The organism is Natronoarchaeum sp. GCM10025703, assembly GCF_042661985.1.
Lineage (GTDB): Archaea > Halobacteriota > Halobacteria > Halobacteriales > Natronoarchaeaceae > Natranaeroarchaeum.
The window spans coordinates 41,608-58,664 of sequence record NZ_JBHSZF010000001.1; the positions used below are offsets into that span (position 1 = coordinate 41,608).

Annotated in this window: 16 protein-coding genes and 3 pseudogenes; 9 read left to right on the plus strand and 10 right to left on the minus strand. The window is 63.3% G+C overall.

Annotated elements, in window-relative coordinates; translation table 11 throughout:
* Positions 1–21: 21 nt before the first annotated feature.
* Complete coding sequence (locus ACFQH2_RS00225) at positions 22–1,011, minus strand: aldo/keto reductase (protein ID WP_377055697.1); 990 nt, start codon at positions 1,009–1,011, stop codon at positions 22–24.
* Positions 1,012–1,132: 121 nt separating this feature from the next.
* Between ACFQH2_RS00225 and ACFQH2_RS00230 the strand changes: the two genes are divergently transcribed.
* Entirely contained in the window at positions 1,133–1,567 is a 435-nt protein-coding gene (locus ACFQH2_RS00230; RefSeq protein ID WP_377055699.1) for a universal stress protein, read from the plus strand.
* A gap of 42 nt (positions 1,568–1,609) precedes the next feature.
* Positions 1,610–1,972 carry a group I truncated hemoglobin gene (locus ACFQH2_RS00235; protein WP_377055701.1) on the plus strand — a complete coding sequence of 121 codons (363 nt, stop codon included), beginning with the start codon at positions 1,610–1,612 and terminating at the stop codon, positions 1,970–1,972.
* A gap of 1 nt (position 1,973) precedes the next feature.
* Here ACFQH2_RS00235 and ACFQH2_RS00240 read toward each other — a convergent pair whose 3' ends face one another.
* The 6 genes and pseudogenes from ACFQH2_RS00240 to ACFQH2_RS00265 form a co-directional block, all read right to left on the minus strand.
* Positions 1,974–3,005 (minus strand): PhoU domain-containing protein, encoded by a 1,032-nt coding sequence (locus tag ACFQH2_RS00240; RefSeq protein WP_377055703.1) that lies wholly within the window; start codon positions 3,003–3,005, stop codon positions 1,974–1,976.
* A gap of 31 nt (positions 3,006–3,036) precedes the next feature.
* Positions 3,037–3,708, minus strand: coding sequence for a phosphate signaling complex protein PhoU (gene phoU, locus ACFQH2_RS00245; RefSeq protein ID WP_377055705.1), 672 nt, complete (start codon positions 3,706–3,708; stop codon positions 3,037–3,039).
* 2 nt (positions 3,709–3,710) lie between these two features.
* Positions 3,711–4,541, minus strand: a complete 831-nt coding sequence (gene pstB / locus ACFQH2_RS00250; RefSeq protein WP_377055707.1) for a phosphate ABC transporter ATP-binding protein PstB — start codon at positions 4,539–4,541, stop codon at positions 3,711–3,713.
* A complete protein-coding gene (pstA, locus tag ACFQH2_RS00255) occupies positions 4,538–6,298 on the minus strand; it encodes a phosphate ABC transporter permease PstA (protein ID WP_377055709.1) in 1,761 nt (586 codons plus the stop codon). Before pstA ends, pstB begins: the two co-directional genes overlap by 4 nt.
* A 1-nt stretch (position 6,299) precedes the next feature.
* Positions 6,300–7,273: pseudogene (pstC, locus tag ACFQH2_RS00260) on the minus strand (phosphate ABC transporter permease subunit PstC).
* Positions 7,274–7,414: 141 nt separating this feature from the next.
* A pseudogene (locus tag ACFQH2_RS00265) lies at positions 7,415–8,439 on the minus strand (PstS family phosphate ABC transporter substrate-binding protein).
* 170 nt (positions 8,440–8,609) lie between these two features.
* Between ACFQH2_RS00265 and ACFQH2_RS00270 the strand changes: the two are divergent.
* Positions 8,610–9,395, plus strand: a complete 786-nt coding sequence (locus ACFQH2_RS00270) for a DUF7260 family protein (RefSeq protein ID WP_377076311.1) — start codon at positions 8,610–8,612, stop codon at positions 9,393–9,395.
* Here the strand turns inward: ACFQH2_RS00270 and ACFQH2_RS00275 are convergent.
* Complete coding sequence (locus ACFQH2_RS00275) at positions 9,382–10,797, minus strand: PAS domain-containing sensor histidine kinase (RefSeq protein ID WP_377076312.1); 1,416 nt, start codon at positions 10,795–10,797, stop codon at positions 9,382–9,384. The two genes, ACFQH2_RS00270 and ACFQH2_RS00275, sit on opposite strands and share 14 nt — an antisense overlap.
* A gap of 114 nt (positions 10,798–10,911) precedes the next feature.
* Between ACFQH2_RS00275 and pyrG the strand changes: the two genes are divergently transcribed.
* The 3 genes and pseudogenes from pyrG (at position 10,912) to ACFQH2_RS00290 (ending at position 14,196) form a co-directional block, all read left to right on the plus strand.
* Entirely contained in the window at positions 10,912–12,567 is a 1,656-nt protein-coding gene (pyrG, locus tag ACFQH2_RS00280; RefSeq protein ID WP_377055719.1) for a glutamine hydrolyzing CTP synthase, read from the plus strand.
* Positions 12,567–13,483 (plus strand): annotated as a pseudogene (gene guaA / locus ACFQH2_RS00285) (glutamine-hydrolyzing GMP synthase). Before pyrG ends, guaA begins: the two are co-directional and overlap by 1 nt.
* 395 nt (positions 13,484–13,878) lie before the next feature.
* Positions 13,879–14,196: a cupin domain-containing protein gene (locus tag ACFQH2_RS00290; protein ID WP_377055725.1), complete on the plus strand. Its 318-nt coding sequence runs from the start codon at positions 13,879–13,881 to the stop codon at positions 14,194–14,196.
* A gap of 1 nt (position 14,197) precedes the next feature.
* Here ACFQH2_RS00290 and ACFQH2_RS00295 read toward each other — a convergent pair whose 3' ends face one another.
* Positions 14,198–14,851: a MogA/MoaB family molybdenum cofactor biosynthesis protein gene (locus ACFQH2_RS00295; RefSeq protein WP_377055727.1), complete on the minus strand. Its 654-nt coding sequence runs from the start codon at positions 14,849–14,851 to the stop codon at positions 14,198–14,200.
* An 85-nt stretch (positions 14,852–14,936) separates the two neighbouring features.
* Between ACFQH2_RS00295 and ACFQH2_RS00300 the strand changes: the two genes are divergently transcribed.
* From ACFQH2_RS00300 to ACFQH2_RS00310, 3 genes are read left to right on the plus strand one after another with little or no spacing between them, the layout of a single operon-like run.
* Complete coding sequence (locus ACFQH2_RS00300; protein WP_377055729.1) at positions 14,937–15,335, plus strand: hypothetical protein; 399 nt, start codon at positions 14,937–14,939, stop codon at positions 15,333–15,335.
* A gap of 31 nt (positions 15,336–15,366) precedes the next feature.
* Positions 15,367–16,413, plus strand: a complete 1,047-nt coding sequence (locus tag ACFQH2_RS00305) for a zinc-binding dehydrogenase (protein WP_377055731.1) — start codon at positions 15,367–15,369, stop codon at positions 16,411–16,413.
* Complete coding sequence (locus ACFQH2_RS00310; protein ID WP_377055733.1) at positions 16,397–16,753, plus strand: hypothetical protein; 357 nt, start codon at positions 16,397–16,399, stop codon at positions 16,751–16,753. The genes ACFQH2_RS00305 and ACFQH2_RS00310 overlap by 17 nt, the downstream gene beginning before the upstream one ends.
* On the opposite strand, the gene ACFQH2_RS00315 is transcribed toward ACFQH2_RS00310, so the two are convergent.
* Positions 16,750–17,055, minus strand: a complete 306-nt coding sequence (locus ACFQH2_RS00315; RefSeq protein ID WP_377076313.1) for a hypothetical protein — start codon at positions 17,053–17,055, stop codon at positions 16,750–16,752. The two genes, ACFQH2_RS00310 and ACFQH2_RS00315, sit on opposite strands and share 4 nt — an antisense overlap.
* Positions 17,056–17,057: the final 2 nt, after the last annotated feature.

Consider the following 17,057-nt stretch of genomic DNA (forward strand, 5'->3'; position numbering starts at 1 on the left):
CGGCGGGACGCGAGCGGCGGCCTACCAGCGGTGGTGGACGTGGTCGTGGACGTACTCCTCGTAGACGTCCCGGACGGCACCGTGCTGGGTGTTCGTGAGCGGGTCAGCCTCCGAGACGGCGGCGTTCTGCTGGACGTGGTCGGCCGAGGTCGACCCTGGAATCACTGCGGAGACGGCGTCGTGGTCGATGATCCAGCGGAGCGTGAACTGTGCCATCGTCAGGTCCTCGGAGACGTACGGGCGGAGCGCATCGACGGCCTCGAGGCCCGTCTCGTAGGGAACGCCGGCGAACGTCTCGCCGACGTCGAAGGCGTCGCCCTCGCGGTTGTAGTTTCGGTGGTCGTCCTCCGGGAACTCGGTGTCGCGGTCGAGTTTGCCGGTCAGCAGTCCCGAGGCGAGCGGGACGCGGACGATGACGCCGATGTCGCGGCGTTTCGCCTCGCGGAAGAACAGTTCCGCCGGGCGCTGGCGGAAGGGGTTGAAGATGATCTGGATCGTCTCGACGCCGGGATACTCGATAGCTTTGAGCGCTTCCTCGACGCGCTCGACGCTGACGCCGTAGTGATCGATCTTGCCCGCGTCTTCGAGGGCGGCCAGTGCGTCCCAGGGTTCGGGCCGATAGTACGCGTCAGTCGGCGGGCAGTGCAGTTGCAGGAGGTCGAGCGTCTCCCTGCCGAGGTTCTCACGGCTCCGGTCGACAAAGTCTTCCAGATGCTCGTGGTCGTAGTCCTCGGCGACGTGCGGGTCGAGTCGCCGCCCGGCCTTGGTTGCGACGGTCACCTCGTCGTGAGCGTCTCGCTCGTCGAGCACCTCGCGGATCAGGCGCTCGCTCCGGCCGTCGCCGTAGACGTCGGCGGTGTCGATGAAGTCGACCCCGGAGTCGAGCGCCGTTCGGATAGCCTCGCGGCCTTCTTCTGCCGGAACCTCGCCCCAATCAGAGCCGATGTTCCAGGTGCCGAGACCGATCTCAGAGACGTGAAAGCCAGTGCTGCCGAGTCGTCGATTGTTCATACTCACGAGTATCGTCGCCACCCACCTAACGGTTCGTCCGGCGGCAGACTGGACGGTCGGGATCGGATTCGCCGACACCGGGGCAAGATTCACGTACAATTGTGGAGAATATCGACAGGAGATGTACGACGACATCCTCGTGCCGACCGACGGAAGCGACGGGACCGAGCAGACCCTCGATCACGCCATCGAGATCGCACAGAACCACGACGCCACCGTGCACGCGATCTCTGTGATGGACCAGCGGGTCTATCTGGCGGCCGAGGACGACGAACGACCGGAGATCAAGGAACGACTGGAGGGCGACGCGAAGGAGGCAATCGAGGAACTCACCGAGCGACTCGCGGATACAGGTCTGGAACTCGAAACCGCTATCGTCGATGGCACGCCGTACAAGGAGATCCTGAACTACGCCGACGGCCACGACATCGACCTGGTCACGATCGGAACCCACGGCCGGACGGGCCGTGATCGGCTAGAGAACCTCGGGAGCGTCACCGAGCGAGTCGTGAGAGAAGCCGACCGGACGGTGCTGGTCGTGAGCATCGGCGAGTAATCGCGGAGAAAACGTTTCCTGACCGGAGTCCAAAACGGTGCCATGACCGAGACGACGCTGTACGGGCGACTCGGCGGCGAGGAAGCGATCGGTGCGGTCGTCGAGGAGTTCTACGACCGCGTGCTCGCGGACGACCAGTTGGCACCGTACTTCGAGGAGGTCGACATGGAACGCCAGCGCGCACACCAGACTGCGTTCATCTCCGCCGTAGCTGGCGGTCCTGACAGGTACGAGGGTGAAAACATGCGTCGGGCCCACGAGCATCTCGCAATCGACGAGGGGGAGTTCGCGGCGGTGGCGGGCCATCTCGACGATGCACTGGGCGAGTTCGACATCGCCGACGAGGACCGAAAAGCGGTGATGGCGGCCGTCGCCGAAACGAAAGGCGACATTCTGGGAAAATAACCTACGGATCGTCCGAGCGAAGCGCCGACTGGAGACCCGTCTCGGCGATGTTCGCGCCGTACTCGGCGATCCGCTCGATACTGTCGAGGACACTCGCGAGCAGTTGTGGCTCCGGAACTTCCTCGTCGTAGAGCGAGCGGTCCAGCGTTCGTACGTCCTCGACGACCGTATCGCGGTCGACCAGTACCTCCTGTAAATCCGATATCGAACCGCCATCCAGCGTGGCGTCTAGCGAGGCCCGCAGCAGGTCGCGCGACTGATCGCCGAGCGCCACGAGTTCCTCGTGGAATCGCTCGGGCGGGGCGTCGTGTTGGCGCGTCGCCACGACCGCGGTTTTCTCGGCGTGATCGCCAACCCGCTCCAGTTGTCTGGCGATCCGATAGTGAGCAAACGCTGTCTGTCGGTCCACGTCGAGTTGGGCGATCTCGCGGAACTCCGCGAGGCCGCGGTGGAACTGACGACTCACCAGGGCGAACAGGCGGTCGACATCGTCGTCCTGGTCGACGACGCGGCGTGCCAGTTCTGCGTCGTCTTCGACGATTGCCAGGATCGCATCCTCGTGCATCGAGAGCGCGGTCAGTTGCATCTGTACGACGGTCTGGCGGAGCGATACCTCCGTACTGTCGAGCAGGCTGTGGACGAGCAGGGACTCCTCGGTGACCGACTGGATCTCGACGCCGACGAGGCCGTTGACGGCCGATCGGGCCGCGCGGCGCTGCTCGGGCGTGAGCGAGGTGGACGACTGGAGCGTGATCTCGTCGTAGCCCGTGACGTAGGCGGTTTCGAGGGTCTTCTTCAGCGCCTCGGGGTCGACGTCGCGGATGTCGATAGTAATCGCATCAGCCCCGGTCTGTGCCGTCCGTTTGAGCGCCACGAGACGGTCGTCGCTCGGATACAGGACGAGCGGCGTGCCCGTCTCGACGTTGTTCGTGGTCGCCCACTCTTTGGGCAGCGAAATCGTGTAGGTCGAACCACCGGTAAGTTGCACCTTCCGCTCGACCGGTTCGGCGTTCCCGTTCGCGTTCGCCGTCATCGGCCGGCACCCGGTGTAGTTGGGGACATGATCAGTAGATCAACTCGTCGTCGTTCTCGACCATGTACAGCGTCCGGGCGGCGATGTTAACCGCGTGGTCGCCGACGCGTTCGAGGTCCCGGATCGTCAGCAGATGCGTCGAGACGTCGTCGAGCATCGACTCGACCGGGCCATCGACCGGGCGTTCGCTCTCGAGCAGGTCCCGGACGATCCGGCTGCTCGCCTGCTCGCAGTAGTCGTCGACCGCGTCGTCTCGCTCCGCGACGTCGTAGGCCGCATCGGTATCGTCGCGAGCGTACGCGTCCATCGCCGTCTCGACCATCTCGGTTGTGGCCTCGCCGATCTCTCGCAGTTCGGACCGTGTGGTCTGATCGTGCGCGACCGTACCGGCGTATTCGGCCAGGTTCGTCGCCAGATCGGCGATCCGCTCCAGATCGGTGATAATCTTGAACGAGGCGGCGATAAACCGGAGATCGGTCGCGACTGGCTGCTGGAGCGCCAGCAGGTCGACGCACTCACCCTCCAGATCGAGATAGAGCCGATTGATCTCGTCGTCACCGGCGACGACACGCTCGGCGAGTGTCTCATCCCCTGTATCCAGCGCTTCGAGCGCAGTATCGAGGCGCCCGACGACGAGGTCACTCATGTCGAGGACGTCCTCGCGAAGCGATTCGAGCTGTCGTTGGTAGTCGTTTCGTGGCATGGTTATCCGAATTTGCCGGTGATGTAATCCTCGACGCGCTGGTGCTCGGGGTTCTCGAAGATCTTGCTGGTGTCGTCGAACTCGACGAGTTTGCCGCCGGTCAGGAAGACAGCGGTTTTGTCGGAGATGCGGGCCGCCTGCTGCATGTTGTGCGTGACGATGATGACGGTGTACTCCTCGACCAGGTCGGAGATGAGATCCTCGATCTTCGAGGCGGCAACCGGGTCGAGTGCCGAGGTCGGTTCGTCCATCAGGATCACTTCTGGATCGGTCGCGATAGCACGAGCGATACAGAGCCGCTGTTGCTGGCCGCCCGAGAGAGCCAGTCCAGACGAGTCCAACTGGTCTTTGACTTCGTCCCAGAGGGCCGCGCCACGAAGCGCCTCCTCGACGGCGTCGTCGAGGTCGACCTCGTCCGCTTTCCCCTGTACGTGGAGACCGTAGGCGACGTTGTCGTAGATCGATTTCGGGAACGGGTTCGGCTTCTGGAACACCATCCCGATCTTCCGGCGAAGCGCAACGGGGTCGACGTCGTCATCGTAGATGCCCTTCTCGCGGAAACTGAGGTTCCCCTCGACGTTGCAGGCGTCGATCAGATCGTTCATTCGGTTGACACAGCGCAGGAACGTCGATTTCCCACAGCCGGAAGGGCCGATAATCGCCGTTACCTTGTGTTCCGGAATCTCGATTGAGACGTCGCTGAGGGCACATTCGTCGCCGTAGTAGACGTCGAGGGCCTCCGACGAGACGATAGTCCGGTCGGGCTGATCGGCCCGCTCAGTCGGTTCGTCGACCGATACGTTCGTCGTGATGAGTGATTCGTTCGTTGTCATAGATCTCGTTCGGACCGGTTACGCATGATGATTGCCGTCGCGTTCATACCCAGCAGGACGACCAGTAGTGTGACGACACCGGCCGCCACGACGCCGTAGCGGAAGTCTTCTTGCGGGAAGTCGGACCAGGCGAAGATCTGCATCGGCATCGCACTGGCACGGCTCCAGAGGCCGTCCGGCGCATTGAACACCGTCGTCGGGGCGCCGATCATGATCAGGGGAGCCGTCTCACCGATTGCCCGACCGAGTGCGAGAATCGTCCCGGTCAGGATGCCCGAGAAGGACTCGGGCAGGACGACGTTTTTCGTCGTCTGCCATCGGGTTGCCCCCATCGCGTACGACCCCTGTCTGAGGTCGTCGGGCACTGACCGGATCGCCTCCTGTGCCGAGATGATCGTGATCGGTAGGATCAGTAGCGAGAGAGTCGCCGCGGCGGTCACCACGGTCCCGAAACCAAAGCCGAGCGCGTTGGCGAAGAGGCCGAGTCCCAGTAGACCGTAGACGACCGACGGGACGGCCGCGAGGTTCGCGATATTGATCTGGATCACTCGCGTGATTCCGCCGACGATACCGCTACCAGCAGTGTACTCCTCCAGGAAGACTGCCGATCCGATCCCGAGGACGAACGAGAGCACTGCAACGAGTGCGATGATCATAACCGATCCGACGATTGCGGGATACAGACCGGCCTGACTCGGCGTTCTCGACGGACTGTTCGTCACGTAGGATGGGTCGATCCACGGATCCGGTGCCGGGAAACCGAAGGTGCTGACCAGCGTCGCGCCGGCAAGCGTCCCCACGACGAGTACTACCGGAAAGAGCAGGCCGATCCGACCGGCAGTAGTATCGACCACCGTCCCGGCGTAAACGGTCGTCGGAACGATGGTCGTCACCAGGACCAGCGCCGCATTGCCCTGGGGTATCCCCATCACACCCGCGAGGAGACTACCGACGACGACTGACACGAGAACGAAGCCTCCGATTGCGAGACCGGCCCGCCGGCCGCGTCGGCGGGAGTACAGTAGCCCAGTCGCCGCTGCGACCGGGATCACGACGGTCCAGATGTAGATCGGCCAGGCCGTCGGATACACCGAAATGCTCTGGTTGACGAACACGGCGGCGGCGGTCCCCGCAATCGCGACTGGGAGCGTCAGGGCGGAAAGTCGGGAGCCGGAAATCCGTCCCCACGCGTACAATCCAAGGGCCGGCAGGAGTGCAATCGTGTACGTCAGGAACCAGAGTCGGGCGTCGAAGACGTCGAACAGGATCACGAAGGCACCGCCGAGGCCAGCGCCCCCGAGCAGTCGGCCGAGGACGCCGAATCCGACCTGCCCCATCTGCTCTCGAGTCCCGGCAACCGCCACGTAGCCCGTGGTCGGGATAACGACGACGAACAGATATGTGAGTTGCCAGGAGAGCCGCGGGATCGGTCTGATCAGTAGCTCGAAGGCATAGAAAAGGACTGCCGTCGCGACGAGGCCGCCGCCGAGCGCGACGACGATCTGTCTGGTCAACGTCCTGTCGTTCGCGCTGTACAGCGAGAAGGCGACAAAGGGCAGGACGAGCGTAATGAAGAACGTCAGCAGCCATTCCGGCGACGCGGCGGTGAGATCGAACGCGTCGATGACGACGTAGATCAGCAACACGGCGAGCGCAACGATTCCGAAGACGGACGCGCCCAGCGACAGTTTCTCGAAGACGACACCTCGCAGTCGACTCACCGGTTCGAAGTCGGTCGTAGAGTCAGTAACAGCCATATTAGTACTCCTCGCGATAGCGTTCCGCGATTATATCGCTGATAATGTTCATCGTCAGCGTGACGACGAACAGTGAAAGCCCAGCGCGAACATCGCGTCGTAGGGGAGCGATCCGCCGGTGAGGTCGCCACCGACGATCTGTACCATCGCCACAGTGATCGTCATGCCCGGTTCGAGCAGGACGTCGCCGGGGTGGATGAAGGGAATACCACCCAGGCCGCTCCGGATCGCCGGCAGGTTGGCCTGGGCCCCCATCGCGACCACGACGACCATCGTCTCACCGATCGCACGCGAGACCGCGAGAATGTACGAGGAGACGATTCCGGAGATCGACGCCGGGACGACGATTCCGGTCGAGACCTCGAACTTCGTCGCTCCGAGGCCGTAGCCGGCCTGTCGAAGGCTGTCGGGAACCGCACTCATCGCGTCCTCGCTGATCGAGGAGACCATCGGGATGGTCATGATGCCGACCATCAGCGACGCCGAGAGCGCGTTGAACGTGCTCATCGACGGGAACAGCGTCGCCTTGAGCGCGGGTGTGACGTACACCAGTGCGAAGTAGCCGTAGACGACCGTCGGGATGCCCGCCAGGATTTCGAGCATCGGTTTGAGGACCGAACGTGCGCGGGGTGTGGCGTACTCGCTGAGGTAGATTGCCGTCAGCGTTCCAATCGGTAGGGCGACAAACGCCGCAGTGATCGTCACGACGATAGTTCCGATCAGTAGGGGGATGATACCGAACGCGACACTACCACCGGCCGGATTCGGACTCCAGCTGAGACCGAACAGAAAGTCTCTGATCGGATACTCGAGGAAAAACGCGACGGAGTCGGATAGCAGTGTCAGAAAGATCCCAACGGTCGTAAAGATCGTTAGCGCCGCACAGGCCATAAACAGCCCCGCATACGTGCTCTCGCGGATCCGTTCGATACCGCGAGAGCCGGAGAGATCCGGAGACGCGGACGCGTCGCTCATCGTCCCTCGCCTCGCGACGGGTTCGCGTCACTCGGGGCGGTGCCGTCGAGTCGGACCCTTCGCCCCGAGCCAGCATCGAAGTGACGGGGGAGACAGTTGCCGACGCCACTTCGGGTAGTACACCGTTTCATTGTCAGCGGGTTATCCCTGAGCCTCTTCGATAGCGTTTTCGAGTGTCTCCATCTGGGCCTCTTTGGTCTCTTCGGTACTCGGCACGTAGCCGACGTCTCCGGCGACCAGTTCCTCGTTGGTGGTCTGTTCGAGGAAATACCGGGAGAACTCGGCGATGTGTTCCTTGCCGAGAGACTCCATCGAGGGGTAGGTGTACAGCTTCCGCGAAAGCGGCGTGTACTCGCCTGCAGAGGCAGTTTCGAGGCTGGGTTCGACGGGACCGTCGCCGTCGTCGATTGCGACCGCAGTCACCGTGTCGGGGTTCTGGTAGTAGTACGCGAATCCGAAGTAGCCGATGGCGTACTCGCTTCCCGAGACACCTTCGACGATAGTGTTGTCCTGCTCGGTGGCCTGATAGTCGTCGGTGTGGCCACGGTCTTCGCCCTGAACGTTGCTGATGAAGTAGTCGTAGGTACCGGAGGTGTCGGCGGCACCGTACCGCTCGATCGGTTCCTCGGGCCAGTCGGAGTTGACCTCGTTCCACGTCGACGCCGCGTCGGACTCCCAGATCTGGGCGAGTTCCTCGACGGTCATCTCCGTCGCGAAGTCGTTGTCGTTGTTGACGACGACTGTCAGGGCGTCCGTCGCGGCGACCAGTTCGATGTATTCGACGCCGTTGTCCGCACACAGCTGCTCTTCCTCCTCTTTGATCGGGCGGCTCGCGTTGTTAAAGTCCGTGTTTCCGGGACAGAAGTGATCCGCGAACCCACCGCCCGAGCCTGTACTGCTGATGTTGGTTTCGACTTCAGCGTCGGGGTACTCCTCCGGGAGGTACTCCTTTTCGAACTTCTCAGGACGGCGCTCATCAGGGGAAACACCGTACTCGATCCGGCGACATCGATCGTTCCTGAGAGGCTTGCTTCTTCGTCGGCCTCACTTTCGAGGCAGCCAGCCATCGCCAGTCCACCGACGACACCCGCAGATGCGAGGAAACTTCGTCGCGTGCTGTCAGTTCGTCCGGCGCTGTGCTCCGTTCCCGAGTGGTTCTGTGCCATCGACTATTGCTATGAAAGAGTGTAATAAGTAGGCTGCTATGAGCTATATATTTAATGTCATAACGATATGTTCTTCACAATAGTACTATATTCTGCTATATATTTGTGGCAGTAGCGCCCCCAGCAGTGAGGACAGGTTTATATCGATTACCCGCCGACCTACGACCGTTGTGGGAGTCAACGCGCCGACGGGACCGATCGACGCAGCGAGACGAGCACTGCAACGGGAGCGCAGACAGTTGCGCGACGAACGCGAAGCGCTCAAAGCGTTCAAAGAGCGCGTCACGGAGATCGACACGACGAGTCCGGGGGCGGGGCACCAGCAGTTCCCGCTCACTGGCGCGGGGTCGACAGGCCTGCAATCCGTGCGTGACGCCTACGCCGACACCGTGATGGACGTCCCACACTACGAACTGGCCTACAACGAGTCGCTACCAGAGCACATGGCCGGCGAGCTGGGCGAGGAACTCGCCGCCGCAGTGACGGGTGAGGGCGGGCTGTATCCCCCACTGAAGCGGAATCTCGTCGTCACGACGAACGAGGCCATCAGGGCTCGTGGTGAGATACTCCGGCTGATCGACGACGAGGAAGCCCGCCTCGACGAGGCCGAAGAGACCGTCATGAAGATGATCCAGCAGATCGACTCGATCCTCGACCAGCCGATCGAGCGGATGGAGTTCAACAGCCTTCGGCTGACCCGAACCCGCCTGCTCGAACTCCGCGAGCAGTGTGACGACATCGTCGACGAGCGACAGGCGTTTCTCGAACGACAGCGCCGCGACCTGCCCGACCCGATGACCGGTCTCGCGGAGTATCTCTACCAGCACTGCGAGACGACGTTTCCGTTGCTCGCGGTGTACGCACGACTCGCCGAAGTGATCGACCGATCCGTCGACCGCGCGGAAACGCGTCTCAGCGAGGCCTCCAGAACTCCGCGGACGGCTAAACGCCGGTGATCTCGAAGCGAGCGCCGCCAGTCTCGCTCTCTATGATATCGATCGACCAGCCGTGGGCGTCGACGATGTCGTCGACGATAGAGAGGCCAAAGCCGGAGCCTCCGTCGTCGATGGTGTAGTTCGTATCGAAGACGCAGTCACGCTCGTCGCTCGGGATGCCCGGGCCGTCGTCCTCGATAGCGAATCCGATCGTCCGACCCGAGGGGTCGTACAGCGCCTCGACGATGATCGAAACGTCGTCACTGCAGTGGTCGAGTGCGTTTCTGAAGAGGTTCTCGAAGATGCGCAAAAGCTGTGAGCGGTCGGCCACGAACTCCGCGTCTTCCTCCCGAATCGAGAGCGAGGCACTCGAAGAAACGACGTTTTTCCACGCCGTCCGACAGACCTCTGCAAGCGAGACCGTCTCGGTATCCAGGTCGACGTAGCCGGTTCGTGACAGTGTCAGGACGTCGTCGATAATCTCGTCGATCCGCTCGAGCGACTGGGCGACCTCCTGTAAGTGTTGCTCGTCCCCGTCGGCTTCGAGCGCGAGGTCGACGTATCCGCGGGCGATCGAGAGGGGGTTTGTGATGTCGTGTGTGACGGTATCGACGAACTCCTCTAGCCGCTCCGTTTTCAGTCGTAGCTCCCGTTCCGTACGCTTGTGCTCGGTGATCCGCCGTGAGACGCCGATTAGTCCGGCGACTTCGCCATCGACGTACAGCGGCACTTTCGAGGTGAGGTTCCACTGATCGATGCTGGGCAGATACTCCTCAGTATCGGTGATCGATTCGCCCTCCTCGATGACCTGCATATCGGCCTCGTGAGCCTGATGGGCATGCTGTTCCGAGACGATGTCGAGGTCGCTATCGGTGTTTCCGACTGGTTTGTCGGCGATACCGAGATGCTCACTGACTCGCTGGTGTCGTCCCTCTTGATCTTTCACGTAGGTGTGGACGGGGATTGACTCGAAGACGGCGTCGAGAAGCTTCGCGTCGGCCTGTAGCTCCTGTCGGTCGGTCATCTGCTCGGTGACGTCGACGACGAACCCCTCGACCTGTCGGCCGTCACTGGTCGAGTGGAAGCGGTCGCGGACCCAGCGCTCTCGGCCGCCGGCAGTCCGGATCCGGTAGGTGTGTTCGGTCGCAGGCGTCGTCGGAACGCCCGCGACGGCCTCGACGAGCGCCGTGCGGTCGTCCCCGTGGACGATGTCGAGCCACCCCCGGTCGTCCCCAGCGAGTTCCTCGGGCGCGTAGCCGGTCAGGTCGCGGACGCCGGCGCTGGCGCTCTCGACGGCGTGCGAATCGCCGGGTCGACGGCAGTAGACGGTGCCAGGCGTCGAATCGACGACTGACTGTACCGTCGCGTCCGGGTCGAATGTGATAGAGACCTGTACTGGTCGAACCGTACTAAACGTTTCCACATGTTCATCATTTACTAGATGAGACCGCCAGTAGGGAGGAATCATGTGATGTCACACCCTATCGTGACGGCCGCCGTCCGAAATCATTTTGACCCGCGCTCGCGGAAAGTCGGTATGCCGACCGAACCGGACACAGAATACGACCCCTCCCTCGGGAACAAGTTCATTTTCGTTACCGGAGGCGTGATGTCGGGACTCGGAAAGGGAATCACGGCCGCCAGCACCGGCCGACTCCTGAAAAACGCCGGGTTCGACGTTACGGCAGTGAAGATCGATCCGTATCTCAACGTGGATGCCGGAACGATGAACCCCTACCAGCACGGCGAAGTGTACGTGTTAAAAGACGGCGGCGAGGTCGACCTCGACCTGGGGAACTACGAACGGTTCCTCGACATCGACATGACCTTCGACCACAACGTCACGACGGGGAAGACGTACAAACACGTCATCGAGAAAGAGCGCGCGGGCGATTACCTCGGGAAGACCGTCCAGATCATCCCCCACATCACGAACGACATCAAGCGGCGGATCCGTGAGGCCGCCGCGGGGACCGACGTCTGTCTCATCGAGGTCGGCGGCACCGTCGGCGACATCGAGGGGATGCCGTATCTCGAAGCCCTTCGGCAGTTCGCCCACGAGGAAGACGACGAGGACATTCTCTTTACCCACGTCACCCTCGTTCCGTACTCGAAAAACGGCGAACAGAAGACCAAGCCGACCCAGCACAGCGTCAAGGAACTGCGCTCGATCGGTCTCCAGCCTGACATTCTCGTCGGGCGCTGCGAGAACAAACTCGATCCCCAGACCAAAGAGAAAATCGCGCTGTTCTGTGACGTCCCGACTGACGCCGTCTTCTCGAACCCGGACGTCAAGGACATCTATCACGTGCCGCTGATGGTCGAGGAGGAAGGTCTCGACGAGTACGTCATGGAGCGACTGAATATCGCGGACATCGCACTGCCGAAAGCCGAACGCGACAACCAGTGGCGAGAGCTAGTCACCCAGGAGACGACCGGCGAGGTGGAAGTCGGACTGGTCGGCAAGTACGGTCTCGAAGACGCCTACATGTCGATCCACGAAGCGCTGAAACATGCCGGCCTCGAAGCCGGCGTCGACGTGAACGTCACGTGGATCCACTCCGAGGATCTCGCTGACGGCGACGGCGGCGAACTAGACGACCTTGACGGAATCGTCGTCCCCGGCGGCTTTGGCTCCCGCGGGACCGAAGGGAAGATCGAGGCTGTCAGGTACGCCCGAGAGAACGACGTTCCCTACCTCGGCCTCTGTCTGGGCTTCCAGATGGCCGTCGTCGAGTACGCCCGGAACGTCCTCGGACTGGAGGGTGCCCACTCCGCCGAGATCGAGGAGGAGACGCCCTACCCGATTATCGACATCCTGCCCGAGCAGTACGAGGTCGAGGACATGGGCGGGACGATGCGTCTGGGCGCACACGAGACCGACATCGAGAGCGGGACACTCGCCCACGAGGTGTACGACGCGACGTCCTGTACCGAACGGCATCGTCACCGCTACGAGGTCAATCCCGAGTATATCGACCGGCTAGAAGAGGCCGGCCTCGTCTTCTCGGGCACGTCGAACAACCGGATGGAGATCGTCGAACTCGACGACCATCCGTACTTCTTCGGCACGCAGTTCCATCCCGAGTTCCGCTCGCGGCCGACCCGTGCGAGTCCGCCCTTTGTCGGACTGCTCGACGCGATGATCGCGGCTGCGGACGATGCCGACACACAGACCGAGGTCGAACTCTAATGGTAGACGTAGATTCATTCATCACGGAAAAGATAGCAGAGATAGAGAGCGCAGTCGGCGAGAAGAACGCCGTCATCGCGCTGTCGGGCGGGGTCGACTCCTCGACCGCGGCCGCGCTGGCCTACGAGGCCATCGGCGACCAGTTAACGCCGGTGTACGTCGATACCGGACTGATGCGGAAAGGCGAGACCGAGCAGATCCGCGAGACCTTCTCGTACATGGACTCGCTGCAGATCGTCGACGCACAGGAGCGCTTCCTCGACGCGCTCGGCGACACGACCGACCCCGAGGAGAAGCGCCACATCATCGGCGAGCAGTTCATCCGGGAGTTCGAGACGGTCGCCACGGAGGTCGACGCCGACTACCTCGTGCAGGGGACGATCTACCCCGACCGGATCGAGTCCGAAGGGACGATCAAGTCCCACCACAACGTCGGTGGGCTCCCCGAAGTCGTCGATTTCGAGGGGATCGTCGAACCGATGCGGGACCTCTACAAGGACGAGGTCCGCGAGGTCGCGCGCGAACTCGATCTGGACGAACTCGTCGCCGAGCGGATGCCGTTCCCCGGCCCTGGCCTCGCCGTGCGGATCATCGGCGAAGTGACCGCGGAGAAACTCGAAGTCGCCCGCGAGGCCAACCACGTCGTCGAGGAAGAGCTGAGGAGTACGACCCGTGGCAGGCCCTCGCCGCGGTGATTGGCAAGGCGACCGGTGTCAAAGGTGACAACCGGGTCCACGGCTGGGTCGTCTCGGTCCGGTCGGTCGAGTCCCGCGACGGGATGACCGCGCGCGCACAGGAAATCGACTGGGAGACGCTCCAGCGCATCCAGAGCCGGATCACCGGCTCTCACGAGAACGTCGCCCGCGTCGTCTACGACGTCACCCACAAACCGCCCGCAACGATCGAGTACGAGTAATGTACGCAATCCTTGCAGGTCCCGATCCGGACGAGTTGGGCGAACAACTACGCGAGCAGGGCGTCGAGGTCGCACACGTCGACGGGATGGCGACCCGACCGGAACTGGAGGAGGCAGGCGTCCACCGGGCCGCCCTGTTCGTCCTCACGGACGTCGAGCAGGCGACGGCCATCCCCATCGCGAAAGACATCAACGAGGACGTCCGCGCCGTCGTCTACGACCGGCAGTCGCTCCCGGAGTTCGTTAGCGCGCAGGCAGATCTGGCGGTCGATCCCGAACTGCTGATCCCGAAGCCGTCGCCGAGGAGTTGGCCGCCGAGTAGTCTTCTTTTTCGACTCATCGGAAAGAGATCGGACCCCCGCAGATTCATCACAATGGCACCGGTACCGAACAGTATGACACTCGATCAGTTACCAGAACTCGATCCGGCGGACGGAGAAGTCCTCGACACGGAAGTCGTCGTGACCGACGACGTGCTCGTCAAAGCGTTCGCGCTCGCCCCCGGCGCGGAACTATCGCCCCACGAGCACGCCGACGCGACGAACGTCTTTCACGTCATCGAGGGGGAAGTGACAGTGGTACAGGGCGATAGTGAGGAGACCATCAGTGCGCCCGGCGTTGTGCTCCACGAGCGCGGTGTCAGCCACGGCGCGCGAAACGAGGGCGAGGAGGTGGCGGTGCTCACGGCGAGTCTCTGTCCGCTGCCCGCGTAGCTCAGCGCCCCGCCAGTCCCGCGAGGTGGCCAGCCTCCTCGACGATGATCTCTTCTGCGCCCAACCGTGCGGCGTTCTCGCTACCCGGCAGGCAGAAGACTGGCGTCTCGTCCACGATCCCGGCCGTCGCGCGCGTGCCGACGATCCGGGTGCCGATCTCGTCGTAGGAGAGCATCCGGAACAGTTCGCCGAAGCCGGGCAACTCCTGATCGAATAGGTCGGAGACCGCCTCGATCGTTACGTCGTCGGGCGTGACGCCGGTGCCGCCGGTGGTGACGACCGTGTCGACGTCCGTACTCGCCGCGAGCGCGTCGACGGCGTCCCGGATCGCACCGTGGGCGTCCCCGACCAGTTCGCGGGCGACGACGTCGTGGCCCTCGCGCTCGAACGCCGCGGTGATGGCGTCGCCAGCCGGGTCGTCGTCGAGCGTGCGCGAGGAGGAGACGGTGACGACCGCCGCACCGAGCGACTCGACGTCGTGATGATGGTGCTCGTCGTCGTGGCCGTGATGGCTCTCGTCGTGAGCGTGCTCGTCTCCCTCGCCGTGGTGGTGTGACTCGTCGTCTTCAGGAGATTGCTCGTCGTCCGATTCGTCCGCTTCGGAGTCGTCGCCGCCGAGACCCCGCGAGGTATCGCGTTGCTGGAAATCGACCATATGGCTCGTTCGGACGCCGGTAGTAAAATCCCTGCTGGGGACAGTCGGGCAAGCGCTTTTGTCAACACGCTGTGAGTGACGAACTATGCCCTCCGAAGACACGACAACTGGAGAGACAGCGTATCTCGAAGGCCCGGTCGCGACGACTGCGCTCGCGATCAGCTTCGTACTGGTCGGTGTCGGACTCCTTGTTGCCCTGACCACCGGATCGATGGACCTGCTCGTGGCCGTCCTGGTCGGCATCGTCGTGCTCGTCGTCGCCGGGATCTACATCACGATCCGGCGCGAGGGGATCGTGACGCGGGAGAACGGGATCATCGGCGGCTGTGTACTGCTCGCGATGGTGTTGCTGTTCGCACTGTACGAGTTCACCGCACTCCCCTCGGAGGCCGTCTTCGCGGTCGTCGGGTTCGTCGGCGTCATTGTCCCGCATCTGGTGCTCGAACAGACTCGATACGGGGACGACGAGCACGAGCGGCGGTAGGGCTTTTCACCGTTCGCTCGGACGCCCTGCCATGCAGGCTGTTCAGTTCACCGATCACGGCGACAGGAACGTCATCGAGTACGGCGAGTATCCCGATCCCGACCCGGGCGAGGACGAGGTGCTGTTCGACGTCAAGGCGGGGGCGCTGAACCATCTCGACATCTGGACCCGGCGCGGACTGCCGGGCGTCGGCCTCGACCTGCCCCACGTTCCCGGAAGTGACGCTGCAGGGGTCGTCGAAGCGGTGGGCGAAAACGTCTCGCGGTTCGTCCCAGGTGACCGGGTCGCGCTCGCGGCGGGCCAGTACTGTGGCGAGTGTGAGTTCTGCCGGCACGGCGAACAGTCGATGTGTGTGAACTACCGGGTCATCGGCGAGCATCTCCCCGGTGTGCACTCCGAACGCGCCGCCGTCCCGGCCGAGAACCTCGTCCCAGTACCCGAGGGCGTCGACTGGGAGACGGCCGCCGCCGCGCCGCTCGTGTTCCAGACGGCCTGGCGGATGCTGATGACGCGGGCCGACGTCTCGCCGGGCGAAGACGTGCTGGTGCTTGGTGCGAGCGGGGGCGTCGGCCACGCCGCCGTACAGATCGCCGATTATGCGGGGGCAACGGTGTACGCCACCGGCGGAAGCGACGAGAAGTGCGCGTACGCCGAGGAGATCGGCGCGGAGGCCGCGATCAACTACGAGCGCGACGACTTCGCCGGGGAGATTCGATCAGTGACTGGCAAACGAGGGGTCGACGTCGTCGTCGACCACGTCGGCGCGGCGACGTGGACCGACTCGCTGGCGAGTCTGGCGAAGGGCGGCCGCCTGATCACCTGTGGCGCGACGACCGGCCACGCGCCCGAGACCAACATCAATCGGATCTTCTGGAACCAGCTTTCGGTGCTCGGATCGACGATGGCGACGCCCGGCGAGATAGACGACGTCCTCGAACTCGTCTGGGACGGCAGCTTCGACGTGCGGATCCGCGACCGACTGCCGATGAGCGAGACGGCACAGGCCCATCGCATACTGGAGAACCGTGAGGGCTTTGGGAAAGTAGTGATAACTCCTGACAGTGAGTTCGACGCCTGACGCGGAGACCGACGGGGAGACGGCCAGTGATGGTTCGGGAGCCGAGGCTATGGATGCGAGAGAGGACGCCACGGACGGCGGGTACACCCACGAACCGGGCACGTTCGACGAGGACGGTGAGAGCGTCGACGAGTCAGTCCATCCCGCCACGGTCGACCGCGAGTTCGGCTGGCGTGGCTGGGTGCTGATCGGTACACTGATCCTCGCGTTCGTCATCGCGCCGGTGACGGTGTATCTCCGCCCGCCAGCACTGCCGTTCTGGGTCTCGTTGATCGTGATGCCAATGGTCCCCGCGCTGGTACTGGGTGCGGTCGCAGTATGGGCGACGACCCGCCGCTAGCTGATCGCTGTCGGGGGTTCGACAAAGGACTCGTCGAGGCGCCGTGCGACGTCGATGGCCGCCGTGACGTCTTCGGTCGGCGTGTCGGGAGATTCCGCGTACTCCCTGAGTGCGCGTCGCACCCGCCACGCCTCGTAGCAGGTGAACGAGCGATCCCCGTCGTCACGCTCCGTTACCGGCCGGTCTTCTAGCTTTTCCAGGACCGCAAGTGCCCACCACGGCGGCGACTCGTCGTCGTCATAGCGTGCTTCGACCTCGGCGAGCATGACGTGATGGACGACCCACTGTTCGGTTCTGCTCATGC